Origin of the sequence: Streptomyces sp. NRRL S-1813 (genome assembly GCF_000719605.1) — a bacterium.
Lineage (GTDB): Bacteria > Actinomycetota > Actinomycetes > Streptomycetales > Streptomycetaceae > Streptomyces > Streptomyces decoyicus.
In genome coordinates this window covers 116,826-133,801 of record NZ_JOHB01000003.1, presented here as the reverse complement: position 1 = coordinate 133,801, position 16,976 = coordinate 116,826, and the positions used below count along the sequence as shown (strand labels likewise).

Annotated in this window: 16 protein-coding genes and 1 riboswitch; of the genes, 10 read left to right on the top strand and 6 right to left on the bottom strand. The window is 70.6% G+C overall.

Annotated features, from left to right (window positions below):
* Window positions 1–61 precede the first annotated feature (61 nt).
* The 6 genes from IF67_RS43595 to IF67_RS0107700 all read left to right on the top strand — a co-directional run bounded on the left by IF67_RS43595 (window position 62) and on the right by IF67_RS0107700 (window position 7,245).
* The gene (locus IF67_RS43595) at window positions 62–547 is read left to right on the top strand and encodes a hypothetical protein (RefSeq protein WP_030983439.1); all 486 of its coding nucleotides are present in this window, start codon (window positions 62–64) and stop codon (window positions 545–547) included.
* Between the two features lie 383 nt (window positions 548–930).
* Window positions 931–1,878, top strand: a complete 948-nt coding sequence (sbnA, locus tag IF67_RS42870; protein WP_037838979.1) for a 2,3-diaminopropionate biosynthesis protein SbnA — start codon at window positions 931–933, stop codon at window positions 1,876–1,878.
* Between the two features lie 15 nt (window positions 1,879–1,893).
* Window positions 1,894–2,895: a 2,3-diaminopropionate biosynthesis protein SbnB gene (gene sbnB / locus IF67_RS42865; RefSeq protein WP_030983436.1), complete on the top strand. Its 1,002-nt coding sequence runs from the start codon at window positions 1,894–1,896 to the stop codon at window positions 2,893–2,895.
* On the top strand, window positions 2,892–4,742 hold the full coding sequence (locus IF67_RS0107710) for an FAD/NAD(P)-binding protein (protein WP_234341012.1): 1,851 nt from the start codon (window positions 2,892–2,894) through the stop codon (window positions 4,740–4,742). Before sbnB ends, IF67_RS0107710 begins: the two co-directional genes overlap by 4 nt.
* On the top strand, window positions 4,739–5,941 hold the full coding sequence (locus IF67_RS0107705; protein WP_030983432.1) for a trans-sulfuration enzyme family protein: 1,203 nt from the start codon (window positions 4,739–4,741) through the stop codon (window positions 5,939–5,941). The genes IF67_RS0107710 and IF67_RS0107705 overlap by 4 nt, the downstream gene beginning before the upstream one ends.
* Entirely contained in the window at window positions 5,938–7,245 is a 1,308-nt protein-coding gene (locus IF67_RS0107700) for a benzoate/H(+) symporter BenE family transporter (RefSeq protein WP_030983430.1), read from the top strand. Before IF67_RS0107705 ends, IF67_RS0107700 begins: the two co-directional genes overlap by 4 nt.
* A 139-nt stretch (window positions 7,246–7,384) precedes the next feature.
* Here IF67_RS0107700 and IF67_RS0107695 read toward each other — a convergent pair whose 3' ends face one another.
* The gene (locus IF67_RS0107695; protein ID WP_051817805.1) at window positions 7,385–8,521 is read right to left on the bottom strand and encodes an alkene reductase; all 1,137 of its coding nucleotides are present in this window, start codon (window positions 8,519–8,521) and stop codon (window positions 7,385–7,387) included.
* A gap of 135 nt (window positions 8,522–8,656) precedes the next feature.
* Here IF67_RS0107695 and IF67_RS0107690 point away from each other — a divergent pair, with 135 nt between their 5' ends.
* Complete coding sequence (locus tag IF67_RS0107690; RefSeq protein ID WP_030983427.1) at window positions 8,657–9,541, top strand: sigma-70 family RNA polymerase sigma factor; 885 nt, start codon at window positions 8,657–8,659, stop codon at window positions 9,539–9,541.
* Between the two features lie 54 nt (window positions 9,542–9,595).
* On the opposite strand, the gene IF67_RS0107685 is transcribed toward IF67_RS0107690, so the two are convergent.
* The 3 genes from IF67_RS0107685 to IF67_RS40230 form a co-directional block, all read right to left on the bottom strand.
* Window positions 9,596–10,837: an SPFH domain-containing protein gene (locus tag IF67_RS0107685; RefSeq protein ID WP_030983425.1), complete on the bottom strand. Its 1,242-nt coding sequence runs from the start codon at window positions 10,835–10,837 to the stop codon at window positions 9,596–9,598.
* Between the two features lie 101 nt (window positions 10,838–10,938).
* Window positions 10,939–11,160 (bottom strand): hypothetical protein, encoded by a 222-nt coding sequence (locus tag IF67_RS0107680; RefSeq protein WP_030983423.1) that lies wholly within the window; start codon window positions 11,158–11,160, stop codon window positions 10,939–10,941.
* A gap of 133 nt (window positions 11,161–11,293) precedes the next feature.
* Window positions 11,294–11,611, bottom strand: coding sequence for a hypothetical protein (locus IF67_RS40230; RefSeq protein ID WP_030983421.1), 318 nt, complete (start codon window positions 11,609–11,611; stop codon window positions 11,294–11,296).
* A gap of 162 nt (window positions 11,612–11,773) precedes the next feature.
* Here IF67_RS40230 and IF67_RS40225 point away from each other — a divergent pair, with 162 nt between their 5' ends.
* Together IF67_RS40225 and IF67_RS0107665 are read left to right on the top strand one after the other, a co-directional pair.
* Window positions 11,774–12,754 carry a hypothetical protein gene (locus tag IF67_RS40225; RefSeq protein ID WP_051817764.1) on the top strand — a complete coding sequence of 327 codons (981 nt, stop codon included), beginning with the start codon at window positions 11,774–11,776 and terminating at the stop codon, window positions 12,752–12,754.
* Window positions 12,755–12,851: 97 nt separating this feature from the next.
* A riboswitch (ZMP/ZTP riboswitch) is annotated at window positions 12,852–12,940 on the top strand.
* Between the two features lie 21 nt (window positions 12,941–12,961).
* Window positions 12,962–13,816 (top strand): bifunctional 5,10-methylenetetrahydrofolate dehydrogenase/5,10-methenyltetrahydrofolate cyclohydrolase, encoded by an 855-nt coding sequence (locus IF67_RS0107665; protein ID WP_030983417.1) that lies wholly within the window; start codon window positions 12,962–12,964, stop codon window positions 13,814–13,816.
* A gap of 115 nt (window positions 13,817–13,931) precedes the next feature.
* Here the strand turns inward: IF67_RS0107665 and IF67_RS0107660 are convergent, their stop codons facing one another.
* The gene (locus tag IF67_RS0107660) at window positions 13,932–15,101 is read right to left on the bottom strand and encodes an NAD(P)/FAD-dependent oxidoreductase (RefSeq protein WP_030983415.1); all 1,170 of its coding nucleotides are present in this window, start codon (window positions 15,099–15,101) and stop codon (window positions 13,932–13,934) included.
* Window positions 15,098–15,418 carry a bifunctional 3-phenylpropionate/cinnamic acid dioxygenase ferredoxin subunit gene (locus IF67_RS0107655; RefSeq protein WP_030983413.1) on the bottom strand — a complete coding sequence of 107 codons (321 nt, stop codon included), beginning with the start codon at window positions 15,416–15,418 and terminating at the stop codon, window positions 15,098–15,100. Before IF67_RS0107655 ends, IF67_RS0107660 begins: the two co-directional genes overlap by 4 nt.
* 457 nt (window positions 15,419–15,875) lie before the next feature.
* Here IF67_RS0107655 and IF67_RS0107650 point away from each other — a divergent pair, with 457 nt between their 5' ends.
* The gene (locus IF67_RS0107650; RefSeq protein WP_030983410.1) at window positions 15,876–16,961 is read left to right on the top strand and encodes an S-(hydroxymethyl)mycothiol dehydrogenase; all 1,086 of its coding nucleotides are present in this window, start codon (window positions 15,876–15,878) and stop codon (window positions 16,959–16,961) included.
* Window positions 16,962–16,976 lie beyond the last annotated feature (15 nt).

Genomic DNA, 16,976 nt, shown 5'->3' with positions numbered 1-16,976 from the left:
CCCTTATTGTCGCTTTTGCAGAGAATATTCATTTTCTGCACAGTCGAGTGAAGGTGGGAACATGCTCCGTTCGATCCCTCGCGGCCTTGCAGTGGCCGGCCTGGCCGCGGCTGCCCTGGTGGTGCCGACGGCAGGCGCCGCCACCGCCGCAACCCCGATCCCCAACACCTCGCACAGTGCCAAGTGCTACTCGCACCACTGTGACAGGGGCCACTACGGCGACCGGTATCACAACCGACACCACAACCGCCACCACAACCGTCACCACGGCCACCACCACGGTCGCTTCGGGCACGGCGGCCACGACGGCTACGACGGCTTCGGCCGCGACAGCAGCCGCCGCGACGGCTTCGGCCGCGACGGCCGTGACAGCGGATACGAGCGCGACGGCCGTGACAGCGGATACGAGCGCGACGGCTTCGGGCGCGACGGACTGGGCCGCGACGGACTGGGCCGCGACGGACTGGGCCGCGACGGCAACGCCCGCGACGGCTTCGGCACGGGCAAGGACGGGCTGCTCGGCCTCGGGCTGCTCGGGCTGCTCTAGGACCCGTCAGGTAGTCACGCAGGGGCCCGGGATGCTGATCCCGGGCCCCTCTGCATGCCGCGCCGCGTTCCGGCCGCGCGGATAAAAGGAGCCTTGCATTCCGCGGGCCGCCCCCGCAGCATTTCACTCATCAACGTTTTTTGGCGTCAGGTGAATCGTTGTCATGGGGCTTGCGAAGTGGCAGGATTGCCCTGTCGCATCGCGAATGGGGGATTTGCGGCCACTGGGGGACGGGGGGAAGGGTCCCTTCTGCGTAGCGCGCACCTGACCCGTGCGCCGACCAACAAGCCCATGGGCGATCTCGCTGCTGCGAGTGTGCAGCTCTGCGCTGCCCATTTTCAACGGTTTGGATTCTGGTGATAGCGGAAGAAGTTTATGATCTGGTGCTGGATGATCTCTTCATCCGGCTCGACCAACTGGTGCCTGGGAGTTCAGTCTTCCTCAAACTGGAAGGTCTCAATCCTGCCGGTTCGGTAAAGCTGAAGACCGCCGTCGCGCTGGTAGCGGCGGCTGAGGAATCCGGTCGCTGCTTTCCACGGACCCGGCTGATCGAGTCGACGTCGGGAAACCTCGGCGTCGCCCTGGCGATGGTGTGCGCGGCAAAGGGCTACCCACTGACCTGTGTCACGGACCCCAACGCCAATGTCCAGTCGAGGCGCCTGATGGAGGTCCTCGGCGCCGAAGTGGTCGTCATCGACGTCCGGGACGCCCACGGCGGCTATCTGCAATCGCGCATCGATTACATCGGCGAGCGTCTGCGCCGTGATCCCGATCTCCACTGGCTGAACCAGTACGCCAACCCGGCCGGGCCGCAGGCGCACCGGGACCGCACCGGCCGGGCGATCCTGGAGGAGATCGGTCATATCGACTACGCGTTCATCGGGGCCGGGACGACGGGAACGCTGATGGGCTGCGCGGAGTACCTCCGCCGGCACAGCCCCGCCACCCGGATCATCGCGGTGGACGCCGTGGGCTCCGTGACCTTCGGCGGGCCGGCCGCCCGCCGTCACATTCCGGGCCTGGGGACGAGCAGGCGCCCGGAAATAGTGAACACGCGGAATATCGACGATGTGGTGCTCGTCCCCGAATCGGATTCCGTCGAGATGTGCAGGATGCTGGCCGAAGAACGCGGACTGCTTCTGGGGGGGTCGACCGGAACAGTTCTGTCCGCTGTGCATGACGCGGCAAAGAACATCCCGGACGGCAGCGTCGTGGTGGCGATTTCACCGGACTTCGGCGATCGCTATCTGGAGACCATCTACAACGACGCATGGGTGGCGGAACGCTGGCCCGGCATATCCGGCCGGCAGATGTCTCAGGCACCTGCCTGAGAAGGGGGAATCTTCATGTTCAACTTCGAGATAGTTGCCGGAGAGACGGTTCGTCACGTTCTCGACGACAAGCGCGCAGACGTTCTCGGTATTGTGCGCAGCGCCTATCAGGCACATGAGTCCGGAGATTCCATCAATCCGGACAGCTACTTTCTCCGATTCCCGGATAAGCCGGATTCCCGGATCATTGCGCTGCCCGCCTTTCTGGGGGCCGATGTTCAGTTAGCCGGTATCAAGTGGATCGCGAGCTTCCCGGGCAACACACGCATCGGAGCCCCGCGGGCATCGGCCGTTCTCCTGCTGAACGACTACGAGACCGGGTATCCGATCGCCTGTCTGGAAGCCGCGAGCATCAGCTCGGCACGCACCGCCGCCTCCGCGGCCGTCGCGGCGACCGCACTCCGCCCGGACGGCTTCGGGGGGACCCGGATCGCCGTCGTGGGCGGGGGAGTCATCGCGCGCAACATCTGCGACTACCTGGCCGTCGCGGGCTGCGTCCCGGACTCGTACCTCGTCCACGATCTCGACGAGACGTCCGGACAGGCCCTGGCCGACCACGTGCGCACCACCCAGAACTGTCCGGCCGTCTTCACCACCGACCTCGATGACGCGCTGCGGGCCGACACCGTCGTGTTCGCCACGACCGCGCTGGAGCCCTACGTCAGCACGCCGTTCAAGCCCGGTCAGGTCGTTCTCCACGTCTCCCTGCGGGACCTCGCCCCGGAGGTGGTCCTCGCGGCGGACAACGTCCTCGACGACATCGACCACTGCCTCAAGGCGCAGACGTCACCGCACCTCGCCGAGCAGCGCTCAGGCTCCCGTGAGTTCGTGAACGGAACCCTCGCCGGAGTCCTGAACGGTGAGGTGACGCTCTCCCCGGACCGCCCGGTGATCTTCTCGCCGTTCGGCCTGGGCGTGCTCGACCTGGCCGTCGGGGCGTTCGTCCTCGGTGAGGCCCGCAAGGACGGCACCGCCATCGAGGTGCCCAACTTCTTCGGGGAGACCCGCCGGTGGTGAACCACATACCCCGCACCGTTGCGATCGTGGGCGCCGGATCGCGCGGTCTGGGCGTCTTCGAACGGCTGGTCGCGCACAGCCTGGACCGGCCGGACCCGCTCACCGTTCACCTCATCGACCCCCAGCCCTTCGGCGCCGGGTTCCACCTGCCGGGGCAGCCCGACCACCTCCTGCTCAACACCGTCTGCGCACAGCTGACGGCCTTTGCCGACGCGGAGATGGTGGACGGGCCCGTACCGCTGCCCGGTCCCTCGCTCCACGACTGGTGCCGGCGCCGGGACCTGCGGCTGGCGGACGACGGCTACACCGTGCGCGCGGGCGAAGGCCGGGAGATCCAGCCGAACGACTTCCTGCCGCGCAGGCTCCTGAGCGAATATCTCGTCTGGGCGGCGGAGGAGATCGCCGCCGCGGCGCCCGAGAGCCTCACGCTGGTCCGGCACCGTACGACGGCCGTCGACATCCTCCCCGGTACGTCGGACACCGAGACGGTGGTCCTCGCCGACGGCAGCCGGATCGCCGCGGACGCCGTGTTCGTCACCGTCGGGCACCACACGCTCTACCGGCCCGCGGCACCCGCACCCGACCCACGACTGGTCACCCGCCCCTACCCGTTGCCCGCGGCGCTCGACAGCATCGGGCCGGGCGAACGCGTGGCCGTCCTCGGCATGGGGCTGACCGCCATGGACGTGATCGCCACGCTGACACTCGGCCGTGGCGGCAAGCACACGACGGACGAGCACGGGATGCGCTATCTGCCCAGCGGGCGGGAGCCGTCGATCGTGCTCACCAACCGCTCCGGGCTGCCCTCGCGCAGCCGCCCCCGCCTCCACCCGGGTCGGGTGCGCTGCGCACCGCTGGCACTGACCACGGACCGTCTCGACGCGATCCGTGCCCGCCACGCGGACCGGCGGCTCCGCTTCACCGACGACGTCCTGCCGCTCATCGAGGCCGAGATGGAACTCGCCTACTACCGCGCCGTGCTGGCCCGGGAGACGGGCGACGCCGTGAGCGCGGGGCGGGAGCTCACCCGGCGCTGCGCCGGGGCAGGCCACGAGCGGGTGCTGGCGGAACTGCGTGCACAGTTCGGGCCCACCCCGGTCCCGGCGATCCTGTCAGCGGACCTCGCGGACCGGCGGTGGCCGGGGTACGAGGCCTACCTCGACTGGTTCACCGCCGAGGTCGGCACCGATCTGGCCGAGGCGAGGGAAGGCCTCGGTGTGAGCCCGTTGAAGGAGGCCCTGGAGGTCCTCCGCGACCACCGCGATGTCCTGCGGGCGGTCATCGACGCGCCGGGCGTCGACGACGCGTCCTTGGCCACGTTCTTCGGGGAGTTCGCCCCGCTGGTGAACCGGCTGGTGATCGGCCCGCAGCTCGACCGGTCGGCAGAGCTGCTCTCCCTGATCGACGCGGGGGTCGTCCGGCTCGGCCCCGGCCCGCAGCCGAAGATCGTCGCACCGGCCGGAGCGGGCCCCTGGCGGCTGGAATCCACCTGCCTGGCCCAGCCGTTGCGGATGGAGGCCGACCACGTGGTGCAGGCGCACGTGGCCGAACCCGGTGCGGACCGGACGCCCGGGTCCCTGCTCGGCACGCTCGTCTCCGCGGGCCGCCTCCGCACCCTCGCCCACCGCGGGGCCACGGTGCCCGGCCTCGATGTCACCCGCCGGGGCCAGGGCGTCGACCGCACGGGCGCCCCGCAGCCCCGCCTGTTCCTCCTCGGTCCGCACACCGAGGGATCCAGCTACTACAACCACTATGTGCCCTCGCCCGGCGTGCCCTCCCGTGCACTGCTGGACGCGGAACTCGCCCTGGGCACAGCTCTGCCGGCACTGATGACGAGGAAGCGATGAACAACAGCGAGACCTTCACCCCGTGGACGCAGGAGTACCGGCCCGAGACGCGCGCCGCGCAGGGCGACGGCTGGCGCTGTCCGACCACCGGCGCCGTGCCGCCTCCGATCGGGCTGGGAGCGACCTACGCGCGCGACAACGAGTACCGTGCGCCCGCCGGGCTGGCGTACCTGCGGGACCAGGGAACACCGGGGTACGAGCAGGTCGAGAACGTCGTGGCGGGACTGGAGGGCGGTTCGGACGCGCTCGTCTTCTCGTCCGGTATGGCGGCCGCCACCTCCGTCTTCCAGGTGCTGCCCGCCGGCGCGCGGGTGGTGGTTCCGCAGACCATGTACTTCGGACTCACCAAGTGGCTCAGGGAGTTCGGCCCCCAGCGCGGTCTGGAGGTCGTGCAGGTGCCGATGAACGACCTGGACGCGGTGGCCGCCGCCGTGACCGCCGCCCCGACCGCGCTGGTATGGGCGGAATCCCCGGCGAACCCCACCTGGACGGTGACGGATATCGCCGCGTGCGCCGAGATCGCGCACCGGGCCGGCGCCCTGTTCGGCGTCGACAACACCGTCCCCACCCCGGTGCACTCCAAGCCGTTCGCGCTCGGCGCCGACCTGATCATGCATTCGGGCACCAAGTACCTCAACGGCCATACGGATGTCGTCGCCGGACTGCTCGTCAAGGCGCCGGAGAGCACGGAGGCCAGGGACGCGATCTGGGAGCGGCTCCAGCTGCACCGCCGGCTGACCGGACCGATCCTCGGCCCGCTGGAGACCTACCTCCTCATGCGGGGCATCCGCACGCTCTTCCCCCGTATGCGCCAGATCTCCGCCACCGCGATGGCGGTGGCCGAGCACTTCGCCCAGCACCCCCTCATCCGGCGTGTCGCCTACCCGGGCCTGGCCACCGACCCCGGGCACGAGATCGCCGCCCGCCAGATGACCGGGGGATTCAGTGGCATGCTCTCCCTGCACGTCGACGGTGCATGGCAGCAGTCCCTGCGGACCTCGAACCACTGCGAACTCTTCATCCGTGCCACCTCGTTGGGCGGCGTGGAGAGCCTGATCGAACACCGCTACACCTTCGAGGGGCCGGGTAGTACCTCGCCGAAGGACATGCTGCGCCTGTCCATAGGTCTGGAGAGCCCCGCAGACCTCGTCGCCGACCTCGAACAGGCCCTTGAAAAGGCCGCTAAGGAAGACCGTTGAGTTCCAAGACCCCCACTCCTCACCCCGACGCCGCACCGCCGGACTCCTCCCCGCCGGCGGGCGCCGCGGTGCCGGAGGGCGCCGTCGAGCCCCCGGCCGCGGGGCCGGGGCGCCGGCCCGGCTTCGTGCGCGACGCCTCACTGTCCGCCGTGCTGGCGGGCTTCGTCGCCGTCGTCGTGTCCTACTCGGGCCCGCTCGTCATCGTGCTCGCGGCGGCATCCGCCGGACATCTGAACACCGCCCAGACCAGCTCATGGGTGTGGGCCATCTCCATCGGCAGCGGCCTGACCTGCATCGCACTGAGCCTGCGCACCAAGATGCCGGTGATCACCGCTTGGTCGACACCGGGCGCCGCCCTGCTGGTCACGAGCCTGGGCGCCTACTCCTACGCCGAAGCCATCGGCGCGTTCCTCATCACCGGACTGGTGATCACCCTGGTCGGCCTGACCGGGGTGTTCGGGTGGCTGATGCGGCAGGTGCCCACCGCCGTGGTCTCCGCCATGCTCGCCGGCATCCTGTTCTCCTTCGGCACAGGAGTCTTCACCTCCCTCAAGACCGCACCGCTCATTGCCGGTTCGGTGCTGCTCGCCTACCTCCTGGCGAAACGGTGGCTGCCGCGGTACGCCGTGCTGGTCGCCCTGGCGGCGGGCGTCGCGGCCGGCGCGGTCAGCTCCCGGCTGGACATCCACCTGGACCGGATCGAACTGGCCAAGCCGGTGCTGACGACCCCGGAGTTCTCGCTCGCCTCCCTCATCGGCATCGCGGTACCGATGATCCTGGCGACGCTCGCCTCGCAGAACGCACCGGGCATGGCCGTGCTCACCGCATCCGGCTACCGGCCCAAGGACCGCCTCCTGATCGGTTCCACGGGCCTGGTCTCCACGGTCCTGGCCCCGTTCGGCTCCCACGCCATCAACCTCGCGGCGATCACCGCCGCGATCTGCACCGGCCCCGAGTCCCACCGCGACCCGCGGCGCCGGTACGTGGCGGGAGTCTCCTGCGGCGCGTTCTACCTCCTCATCGGGGCGTTCGGCTCGACGCTGGTGGTGCTCTTCGCGGGCCTGCCCAAGGAACTGGTGGCGGCGGTCGCCGGAGTCGCGCTGTTCGGCGCCCTGGCCGGCGGCCTGACCGGGGCGGTGAAGGAGGAGAAGGACCGCGAGGCGGCCCTGATCACCTTCCTCGCCACCGCGTCCGGCGTCACCCTCTTCGGCATCGGATCCGCCTTCTGGGGCCTGCTCTTCGGAGTCGTCGCCCACCTCGTCCTGACCCGCTGGCGCCGTACGTCCACGGAATCCGTCACGTGATCTGAGCGGTCCGTTCCCCGGCGGCAGCCACGGCGCCACCGAGGCCCGCACGGGCTGCCGGGCACCTTTGCGTGTCCGGCAGCCTGCGCCGCCGGCAGGGGCCGTTGGCCGCCAGGGGCGTCCTGCCCTTCCCCAGCCCTCATCGCCGTTCGAGCAGGGAAGCCTCCATCCCGCTCATGGGGTAGTCGACGTAGCCGTCGGCCCCGCCCGCGTAGTACGTGGCAGGGTCGCCGACGGCCGGCTCGCGATGCAGCGCGAAGCGGGTGACGAGGTCGGGGTTGGCGATGAAGTGCGTGGCGAAGGAGACGGCGTCGGCGATCCCGGCGTCGATGACGGCGTTCCCTGACGCGCGGTCGAAGCCGTTGTTCGCGATCAGGGGACCGTCGAACTGCCGCCGGTAGCGCGCGATCGCCGCGAAGTCGGGCGTGCCGGCCGCAGCGATGCGGTCCCGTCCCCGCAGGTGCAGGTAGGCCACGGGACGGTCGTTGAGCTCCCTCACCAGTGCGTCGTAGTCGGCGAGTGTCTCCTCGTCGGCACGGAAGCGGTCCCCCTCGGTCCAGTACGGCCCCAGACGGACGCCGACGCGCCGTCCGCTCCATGGCAGGGCGACCGCGTCGAAGATCTCCAGCAGCAGACGCCGCCGGCCCGTACGGTCGCCGCCGTATGCGTCGGTGCGGTGATTGAGCCGCGGGTTGAGGAACTGAGGGATCAGGAACGAACCGAGGGCACCGATCTCCACCCCGTCGAACCCCGCACGTCGGGCATGGGCCGAGGCGGCACGGAAGTCGGCGACCGTGGCCGTGATGTCGGCGGTGGTCATCTCCCGTGGAGTGACGGACTCCTTGAATCCGCCGGCGGTGAAGCACCTCGTGTGGGGATTGATCGCGGACGGTCCGCCGGGCAGCTCTCCTCCCAGGTGATCGGGGTGCGAGGCGGCGCCGGTGTGCCAGAGCTGGAGCACGATACGGCCGCCGAGGGCATGCACGACGTCGGTGACCCGCCGCCACCCGGCGACCTGCTCCTCGCGGTAGATGCCGGGAACGTTCACAAAGCCGATGGCCCGTTCGCTGACCCAGGTCCCCTCGGTAATGATCAGTCCGGCGGTGGCCCGCTGGCCGTAGTAGGCGGCATGCAACTGCGTGGGTACCAGCCCGTCGTTGGCGGCACGGCCCCGGGTGACCGGGGCCATCACGACGCGGTTGGGCAACAGGAAGTCCCCGAGGTCCGCGCGCCGCAGCAGCGGCTGGTCGAGGGCGTTCGGCAGAGTGCTGCTCATGGTGTGTTCCTCCTCGTCATCAGGGCCGGGGCGGTTGCCGGGCCGGAACCTCGGCCGGGCAGCGTGCTTCCCGGTCACCTTGCGTCCGTGGTGCGCGTCATCAAGGTGACGGAGCACGACGAGGAAAGGTGACCGATGGACGAGCAGCACCGGCTGGCGGAACGGTTCGAGACGCATCGCAGCCACTTGCGAGCGGTCGCCTACCGGATGCTGGGCTCCCTCAGCGATGCGGACGACGCCGTTCAGGAAGCCTGGCTACGGCTCAGCCGCGTCGACAGCAGCACCGTCGAGAACCTGGCCGGATGGCTGACGACGGTCGTGTCGCGGGTGTGCCTCGACATGCTGCGTTCCCGGACCTCACGACGGGAGGAGCCGGTCGGGCAGCACGTGCCCGATCCGGTTCAGGACGCCGGTGACGGGAGCGGCCCGGAACCGGAAGCCTTGCTGGTCGACTCTGTCGGCCGCGCACTGCTCGTGGTGCTGGACACCCTGGCCCCCGCCGAGCGGGTCGCGTTCGTACTGCACGACATGTTCGCCGTGCCGTTCGACCGGATCGCTCCCCTCGTGGAGCGCTCACCGGTGACCACGAAGAAGCTCGCCAGCCGCGCGCGCCACAAGGTCCAAGGCACCCCCGCAGTTCCCGCCGCCGACCTCGCCCGGCAACGGAAGGTGGTCGACGCCTTTCTCGCCGCCTCGCGCGGCGGCGACCTCGATGCGCTGCTGGCGGTGCTCGCCCCCGACGTCGTGCGCCGCGCCGACCCCGCCGCCCTGCCGCCGGGTGCGGCGACAGAGGTCCGCGGCGCGCACTCCGTGGCCGAGGGGACCCTTGTCTTCGGGCGGAGGTCACGGTTCGCGGCACCGGCGCTCGTGAACGGGACCGTGGGGATCGTCGTGGCCCCGCGTGGACGGCTGCTCCTCGCCCTCACCCTCACCGTCGAGGGCGAAAAGGTCACCGAGTACGAGGTGATCGCCGACCCCGCCCGGCTTCGGCAGCTCGACCTGGCCGTCCTCGACGCCTGACCGGCCGACACGGCCCGCAGGGCGCGAGGGTCCGGGCCAGGCCCGGATTTCCGGTCAGGACGAGTCGGCCGACCCCGCGCCGTCCCGCTTCAGATTCGTCACTTTCTGGGGCAGCGGCCCCGCCCCGTCGGCGAGCGGGGGAGTGGAGCCGGGAGTGCTGGTCCCTTGCTTGAGGCTGTCGAGAATGGCCAGCCCCTGGCCGACGATGCCGGAGGCGATCTCGTTCACCCCGTCGGTGCCGTTGAGGACGGTCAGCCGGGAGCCGGAGAGGCCCTCGGCCGCGGCCTTGGCGAGTGCGGGGAGGTTCTCGATGGTGCGGTTGGCGGCGATCAGCTCCTGGTTGCCGTCCCGCAGGGAGCCCGCGAGGGCGGTGTTCGCATCGGCCCGTGCCTGGGCGACGGCCCGCTCGGTGTAGGCGCGGGCATCCGCCTCGAAGCGGACCTGGTCACGCTGTGCCTCGGCCAGCGTGCGCAGCCGGTAGGCCTCGGCGTCCGCCGGGCGGCGCACCTCGGCCTCCAGCCGCTGGGCGGCGAGTGAGGCCTGCCGCTGGGCCAGCGAGGTCTGCTCCTCGATGACCTCCTGCGAGGCCCTGGCCTGCGACAGCGGACCGGCCTGTGCGGCGCGGGCGTTGTACTGCTCGGTCTCGGCGAGGAACCCGGCCCGCTTGATCGCGGTGTCCCGCTCGTACTCGGCCTTGAGCGCCGCCGCCTGCTGTTCCCGCTCGGTGGCTTCCTGGTCGGCCTTGGCCTGTGCGATCCGGGCCGCGCTGGCGACCGCCGCGGCATGCGGGGCGGCGAGATTGGTGATGTAGCCGGAGGTGTCGGCGATCTCCTGGATCTGGAGGGCGTCGACGACGATGCCGAGCTTCTCCATCTCGGAGTGGCTGCCCTCCTTGACCTCCTGGGCGACCCGGTCCCGCTCCCGGATGATCTGCTCGACGGTCAGCCCGCCGACGATCGACCGCAGGTGACCGGCGAAGATCCGGCCCACCAGCTCCTCCATCGTGGTCTGCTCGTCCAGGAACCGCCGCGCGGCGTTGGCGATCGAGGTCTGGTCGTCACCGACCTTGAAGACGGCGACTGCCCGGACTCCGATCCGGATGCCCTGCTGGGTGACGCAGTCCTCGGAGATCTCCGCCTCCCGCAGCGACAGCGCCAGCACGCTCGCCTTCTGCTTGACGGGCATGACCCAGCAGCCATGACCCGTGACGATACGGAATTGGGCGTCCCCGGTCCGGCGCTTCGAGCCGGAGATCAACAGCGCCTCGTTCGGCGCAGGAACATGCCAGAACAACATCGGAAGGCTCCTGGTCCGGTGGAACCGGCCTCGGTCGGTGCGGGGACGGCTGCGGTTGACGGAACGCTCACGTGGCCGGCCACGGTCCTCCGGGCGGCCGCTCACGCGGGCAACGGCGCGACGATCACCGACCGCGCCGAGGTGTGGTCCACCACGATGACCTGTGTATGGCGGCTGATGGGCTCGCGGGACCAGGCGGCGAAGGCCTCGCTCCCGCCGCGTACGGGCAGCAACACCTCGCCCGGACCGTCGGTCGGGATCGAAACGGTCACCCGCCCGATCACCCCGATCGGGCTGAAGTCCGTCTCATCCGTCGCGCTCACCCGGGCTCCGTCGCTGGTCAAAGCCGCTGCCGGCGCACGAGCCGGGCAGCGGGACATCCTCGACAACTCCACGGTACTCCGGCCGGGGCGACGCTTCAGGCCGCCGGCCGGGGAGCCTTCGGCGTCACCGGTTTCAGGCGTCGAGACGGGCGGTACGGGCCGCCGGGACGGACTTTCTCGGCGGCAGTACATCGGGCGCACGATGGGGCCGGAGGGCCGTGAGGGCGGTCTCGGTCTCCTCCATCAGCGCGCGGTAGGAGACCAGTCGCTGCCACTCCGGATCGGCGACCCCGGGCACAGTGGCGGCGCGCGCCGTCCACTGCTTCACCAGCCCGGCGTACACCGGTGTCTGCCTGATGATCTCCGAGGTGATCCACCGCGGCATGTGCCCGGGGCGCGGGAGGGGGGTCTGTCCGTGACCTGCGACGGTGCCGGAAGAGGGGTCGCTCATGGCCGTAGAAACGATTCTTCCTCGCTGGAGTCACTGCGTATTTTTGCAGCGGCCCGTACTGATGCCGTGGAGGCAAGGGCATATCTCTCTCGAATATCACCTTATGCAGTGATCTATAGCTGGGAAGCGGTCCAATCCGGGCGAGGAAACGTTGTCGCAGTCATGGAACCGAGGGAGTTGTGGGAGCGCCATGCCGTACTCGCACAGGCGTTTTGCAGCAGCGATGACGAGGTCCGCCGTACGCAGGGACTCCTTGACGAGGCCGAGGCCCGCCGCTCGCGGACCCTGGCCGCCTTCGCCGTGACCGTGGGCAGCGACGCGGTGGTGGCGGAGCTGCTCGGCCTGGAAGAGCGCGAAGTGCGCCTGGCCCGCCGCACGGTGGGCAAGGAAGACGCCCGCGCGGTTGCCCAGAGCCTGCTCGCCCAGGCCCCGCGCGAGCAGCCCCCGGCCCAGCAGGCCGCCACGCACCCGGCCACGCCCCCCGCGCAGCAGCCCGCACCCCCCACGCCCCTCGCGACCCATGCCACGGCCCCGCCAACGGCGGCCCCGGCCCCCGCCCCCCAGCTCACCGAGCCCGCCTGGGCCCCCGCCCTGGACGCGGTCCTGATGAGCAGCTGGCACAACGGAGTTGACCTCACCGCCCTCGCCGCCGAACTGGGTCTCGATGTCCGGCTCCTTGTCGCACGCGCCCAACAGCTGTCCGCCGAAAGCCGTCCGGCCCAGCAGGCCCCACCGGACCGCACGGGCCGGCACCGCCGGATGGTCAATCTCCCGCCCTCCCCACCGGCCGAGAGCGCCCATCCGGCCTGGCGCGAGCGGCCGCCGCAGTCCCCACGGGAGCCGTACGAGCAGGAGCCCTGGAAGCAGCAGCCGTACCAGAACTACCCGGACCAGCAGGAGTATCAGGACTACCGGGTGTACGAGGAGCATTCACAGCAGCACCAACATCACGGGCACCACCCACACCAGCACCCGCACCAACACCAAGCACCGCACCAGCAGTATCAACAGCCCCCTCATCCCACGTGGGATGCCAATGCCATCACCGCCGCCCAGCACGACTGGGACGGCATCCTCAGCCAGTGGGAGGCCACCACCTCCACCACTCCGCCCCTCTCCGCACCTGGTCAGGGAGGTGTGTGAGGGGCCCGGTCCCGCGGGCCGCCGAGGTGCACGACGAGCGCCGTGACGCCGATGCCCGACGCCGCCCCCAGGAGTCTTCCGGCGTCGATTACAGTGGGCGGCGGGCCGTGACTGGCGCTTGGGTGGAGTACCACCGGGGAGCGGCTCGGCCACTTCTGGCCGGTGCCGCGCGCCTGGGCGATCCGACGCGACGCTCAGGAGTACTCCATGTCCGAGACCGCCCGCCTCATGGACGGCAGCGCACTGGCCCGCCGCATCGTCGAACAGGCCGCGGAACGCGCGGCGGACCTCACCCGGCAGACCGGAACGTCCCCGTGCCTGGCAACCGTACTGGTGGGCGACGACCCCGCCTCGGTGACGTACGTCCGCATGAAGCGCACCCGTTGCGAGAAGGCCGGGATCCGCTCCCGGCACATCGCGCTCCCCGCCGCCACCACGACCGCGGAGCTGGTCGACACGATCACCGCGCTGTCCCACGACCCCGACGTGCACGGCATCCTTCTCCAGCACCCGGCCGGCCCGCACATCGACGAGCGCGCCGCCTTCGAGGCCATCGCCCCCGAGAAGGACGTCGACGGCGTCACCTGCCACTCCTTCGCCGCGATGAGCTTCGGCCTGGACGGCTTCGCCTCCTGCACGCCCGGCGGCATCCTCCGCCTCCTGGATCACTACGACGTCGACCTGGCCGGCAAGCATGCCGTCGTGGTCGGCCGCAGCGCGATTCTCGGCAAGCCCGTCGGGATGCTGCTGCTCGCCCGCAACGCCACCGTCACCTACTGCCACTCCCGCACCACCGACCTCGCGTCGATCACCAAGGAGGCCGATGTCCTGGTCGCCGCAGTGGGGCGGCCCCGCTTCCTGCACGGCGAGCACCTCAAGCCCGGAGCCGTGGTGATCGATGCCGGCTCCAACCCCGGCAACATCGGTGACGTGGACTTCGACTCGGCGCGCACCCGCGCCTCCCTGATCACCCCGGTCCCCGGCGGCGTCGGCCCGATGACCATCGCCACCCTGCTCACCCAGACCGTCGATGCCGCCACCGCCCAGCTGAAGGCGGTCTGACCGCCACGCGCCCACGTTGCTTTTCTTCCCACGTTTTTGGCTGTCCCGCAACGGCGACAAACACCATGGCGGGACAGCCGAAAACGTGGGCAAGGCCACATACGTGGGGCGAAGATCAGGCCGTGGCCGCCTGAGCGCGGCCGATTTCGCGGCGGAGGCGCATGAAAGGGCGCGGACGGTTGAGGGCCAGCGCCGCGGTCACGCGTCCGTCGCGTTCGTAGCAGGCGAGGAAGCTGCGGTCGTCGGGGGAGCCTTCGACGATGCGCGGGGTGTCCGTGGGCAGTCGCCGGCCGGCGAACTGGAGGCGTACGCCGTACTGGTCGGACCAGAAGTACGGCAGGTTCCGGTGGGTCGCGACGGTGCTGCCGGCCAGCAGGTTCTGCGCGGCGACGGCGGCCTGTTCGGTGGCGCTGGTCCAGTGTTCGGCGCGGGTGCCGTTCACCCTGGCGACGTCGCCGACGGCCACGACGGCGGGCAGCGGGGTGGCGCAGCCCGCGTCGCACAGCACCCCGTCGTCGAGCGGGAGTCCGGAGTCCGCCAGCCAGGCGGCGTTGGGGCGTACGCCGATGCCGATGACGACCACCTCGGCGGGGAGCAGCCGGCCGTCGGCCAGTTCGACCCCGGTGACGCGGTTCTCGGTGCCGCCGCTGTGCAGCCGGGCGACACCGGTCCCGGTGAGCAGGGTGACGCCGTGGTCCGCATGGAGAGCGGAGCAGATCCCGGCCATCGTGTCGCCGAGTTGGGGGACGAGGGGGAGCGGGGCGGCCTCGACCACGGTGACGTCGTGGCCGAGGGCGGCGCAGGACGAGGCGACCTCGGCACCGATGAAGCCGCCGCCGATCACCACCACCCTGACCGGGCCCGAGGCCAGCTCCGCGCGCAGCGCCTGGGCGTCGTCGAGGGTGCGCAGGGTGTGGGCTCCGGTGGGTGCCGGGCCGGGGAGGAGGCGCGGAGTGGCGCCGGTGGCGATGACCACGCCGTCGGTGGTCAGGGACCGGCCACCATCGAGGAGCACGGTGCGTCCGCCGGTGTCGAGTCCGGTGGCCCGGGTGCCCAGCAGCCATTCGGCGTCCAGCTCGGCGATCTCCTCGGCGTCGGCCAGGGCCAGTTGACCCTGGTCGGCGGTGGCGCCGGTGAGGAAGTCCTTGGACAGCGGCGGCCTGTCGTAGGGGCCGTGGCACTCGTCCCCGACGATCACCAGGCGTCCGTCGAACCCTTGGGAGCGCAGGGCCCGCGCGGCGTACAGGCCGGCCAGCGAGGCCCCGATGACAGCGACCGACTTCATGCGGCGTTGCCCTCCTCGGCGGCGTGGTGGACGTAGATCATGCCGTTGTCGACGGTCACGGGGTGGGTGCGCACGGCCCGCCGGGCGGGCAGGCAGGTCGGCGCTCCGGTGCGGAGATCGAACGAGGCGGCGTGCAGGGGGCATTCGACCAGGCAGCCTTCCAGCCAGCCGTCCGACAGTGAGGCGTCCTGGTGGGTGCAGGTGTCGTCGATGGCGTACAGCTGTCCGTCGGTGTGGAAGACGGCGATCGGCGGTGCGGTGTCGATGCGTACGGACTCGCCTGTCGGCAGGTCGGCGAGAGGGCAGACAGGAATCACGGGACCCCCCTGTTACTGATCGGTATCATCGAGTTTCGCGGTGCGCACGATGAAGCGCTATGCGCAACAGAATCCCGATGGGGAGCGGATGCGTCAAGGGATCCCCGGAATTGCCGGACCGTCGCATCCCGCGCGACGGATCGGTGATCGGGGTGCCGGTGTGCCGGCGCCCGCCCGCCGGCCGGACGAGGGGCGGCTGCCCGGGGGCGCCAGGTGCGCGGCTGTCGCGGCCGAGGGGCTGTCGCGGCGGCTGGGATACGCCTGTTGACCTGGTGGCAGGCGGGAAAATGGAGGCGCCGCTGGAGCGGGGGGATTTGACTCCGGAGCTGTGCCCAGGGGCGTAACGAGTCCTTTACCAAGAGTCGGCCCGTACCTCTTGACGGTGCCGATCCGGCGTTCCCACTATGTCTCTCATCGCGCAACCAGTCGTGCAGTGCGCAACACTGAGGGGTAGGGCATGCCACACGAAGTCCATGCCGTCGTCGCGGCGAAACAAGGCGCGCCGGTCGAGCTTCAGACGATTCTGGTGCCGGATCCCGGCCCGGGAGAAGTGCTCGTCGCCGTGCAGGCCTGCGGTGTCTGCCATACCGATCTGCACTACCGGGACGGTGCGGTCAACGACGAATTCCCTTTTCTGCTCGGCCATGAGGCGGCCGGTGTCATCGAGTCCGTCGGCCCCGGCGTCACCGGCCTTGCCCCTGGTGACTACGTGGTCCTCGCCTGGCGGGCGCCCTGCGGCAACTGCCGCTCCTGTCGTCGCGGACGGCCGTGGTACTGCTTCGACTCGGGCAACGCCACCCAGCCGATGACCCTGCGGGACGGCACTCCGCTCGCCGCCGCGCTCGGCATCGGGGCGTTCGCCGAGAAGACCCTGGTCGCCGCCGGGCAGGCGGTCAAGGTGGACCCCAACGCCCGCCCCGAAGCCGCCGGTCTGATCGGCTGCGGAGTGATGGCGGGGTACGGCGCTGCCGTGCACACCGGGGCGGTGGGCAGCGGTGACACCGTCGCCGTCATCGGCTGCGGCGGGGTCGGCAATGCGGCGATCGCCGGTGCCTCGATCGCCGGAGCCCGCCGGATCATCGCGGTCGACATCGACGACCGGAAGCTGGACGGTGCCACCCGCTTCGGTGCCACCCACACCGTCAACTCCCGTGGTACGGACCCCATCGAGGCGGTCCGGGGACTCACCGGCGGTCATGGCGCCGATGTGGTGATCGACGCGGTCGGCCGCCCCGAGACCTACCGGCAGGGCTTCTACATGCGCGACCTCGCCGGGACCCTGGTCCAGGTCGGCGTCCCCGAACCGGACATGCGCATCGAGCTGCCGCTCATCGACCTCTTCTCGCGCGGCGGCGCCCTGAAGTCCTCCTGGTACGGCGACTGCCTGCCCAGCCGCGACTTCCCCGTACTCATCGACCGTTACCTCAGCGGACGGCTCGACCTCGACGGATTTGTCACCGAGACGATCGCCCTGGACGAGGTGGAATCCGCATTCGACAAGATGCGCGACGGCCGGGTACTGCGCTCCGTCGTGCTCCTGTAACGGCGTCACCCACAG

Bases quoted from the DNA above. Each gene is read 5' to 3' on its own strand.
- IF67_RS0107665 (WP_030983417.1), top strand. From the start codon at position 12,962: ATGTCCGAGACCGCCCGCCTCATGGACGGCAGCGCACTGGCCCGCCGC.
- IF67_RS43595 (WP_030983439.1), top strand. From the start codon at position 62: ATGCTCCGTTCGATCCCTCGCGGCCTTGCAGTGGCCGGCCTGGCCGCG.
- IF67_RS40225 (WP_051817764.1), top strand. From the start codon at position 11,774: ATGGAACCGAGGGAGTTGTGGGAGCGCCATGCCGTACTCGCACAGGCG.
- IF67_RS0107695 (WP_051817805.1), bottom strand. From the start codon at position 8,521: ATGAGCAGCACTCTGCCGAACGCCCTCGACCAGCCGCTGCTGCGGCGC.
- IF67_RS40230 (WP_030983421.1), bottom strand. From the start codon at position 11,611: ATGAGCGACCCCTCTTCCGGCACCGTCGCAGGTCACGGACAGACCCCC.
- IF67_RS0107690 (WP_030983427.1), top strand. From the start codon at position 8,657: ATGGACGAGCAGCACCGGCTGGCGGAACGGTTCGAGACGCATCGCAGC.
- IF67_RS0107660 (WP_030983415.1), bottom strand. From the start codon at position 15,101: ATGAAGTCGGTCGCTGTCATCGGGGCCTCGCTGGCCGGCCTGTACGCC.
- sbnB (WP_030983436.1), top strand. From the start codon at position 1,894: ATGTTCAACTTCGAGATAGTTGCCGGAGAGACGGTTCGTCACGTTCTC.
- IF67_RS0107705 (WP_030983432.1), top strand. From the start codon at position 4,739: ATGAACAACAGCGAGACCTTCACCCCGTGGACGCAGGAGTACCGGCCC.
- IF67_RS0107685 (WP_030983425.1), bottom strand. From the start codon at position 10,837: ATGTTGTTCTGGCATGTTCCTGCGCCGAACGAGGCGCTGTTGATCTCC.
- IF67_RS0107650 (WP_030983410.1), top strand. From the start codon at position 15,876: ATGCCACACGAAGTCCATGCCGTCGTCGCGGCGAAACAAGGCGCGCCG.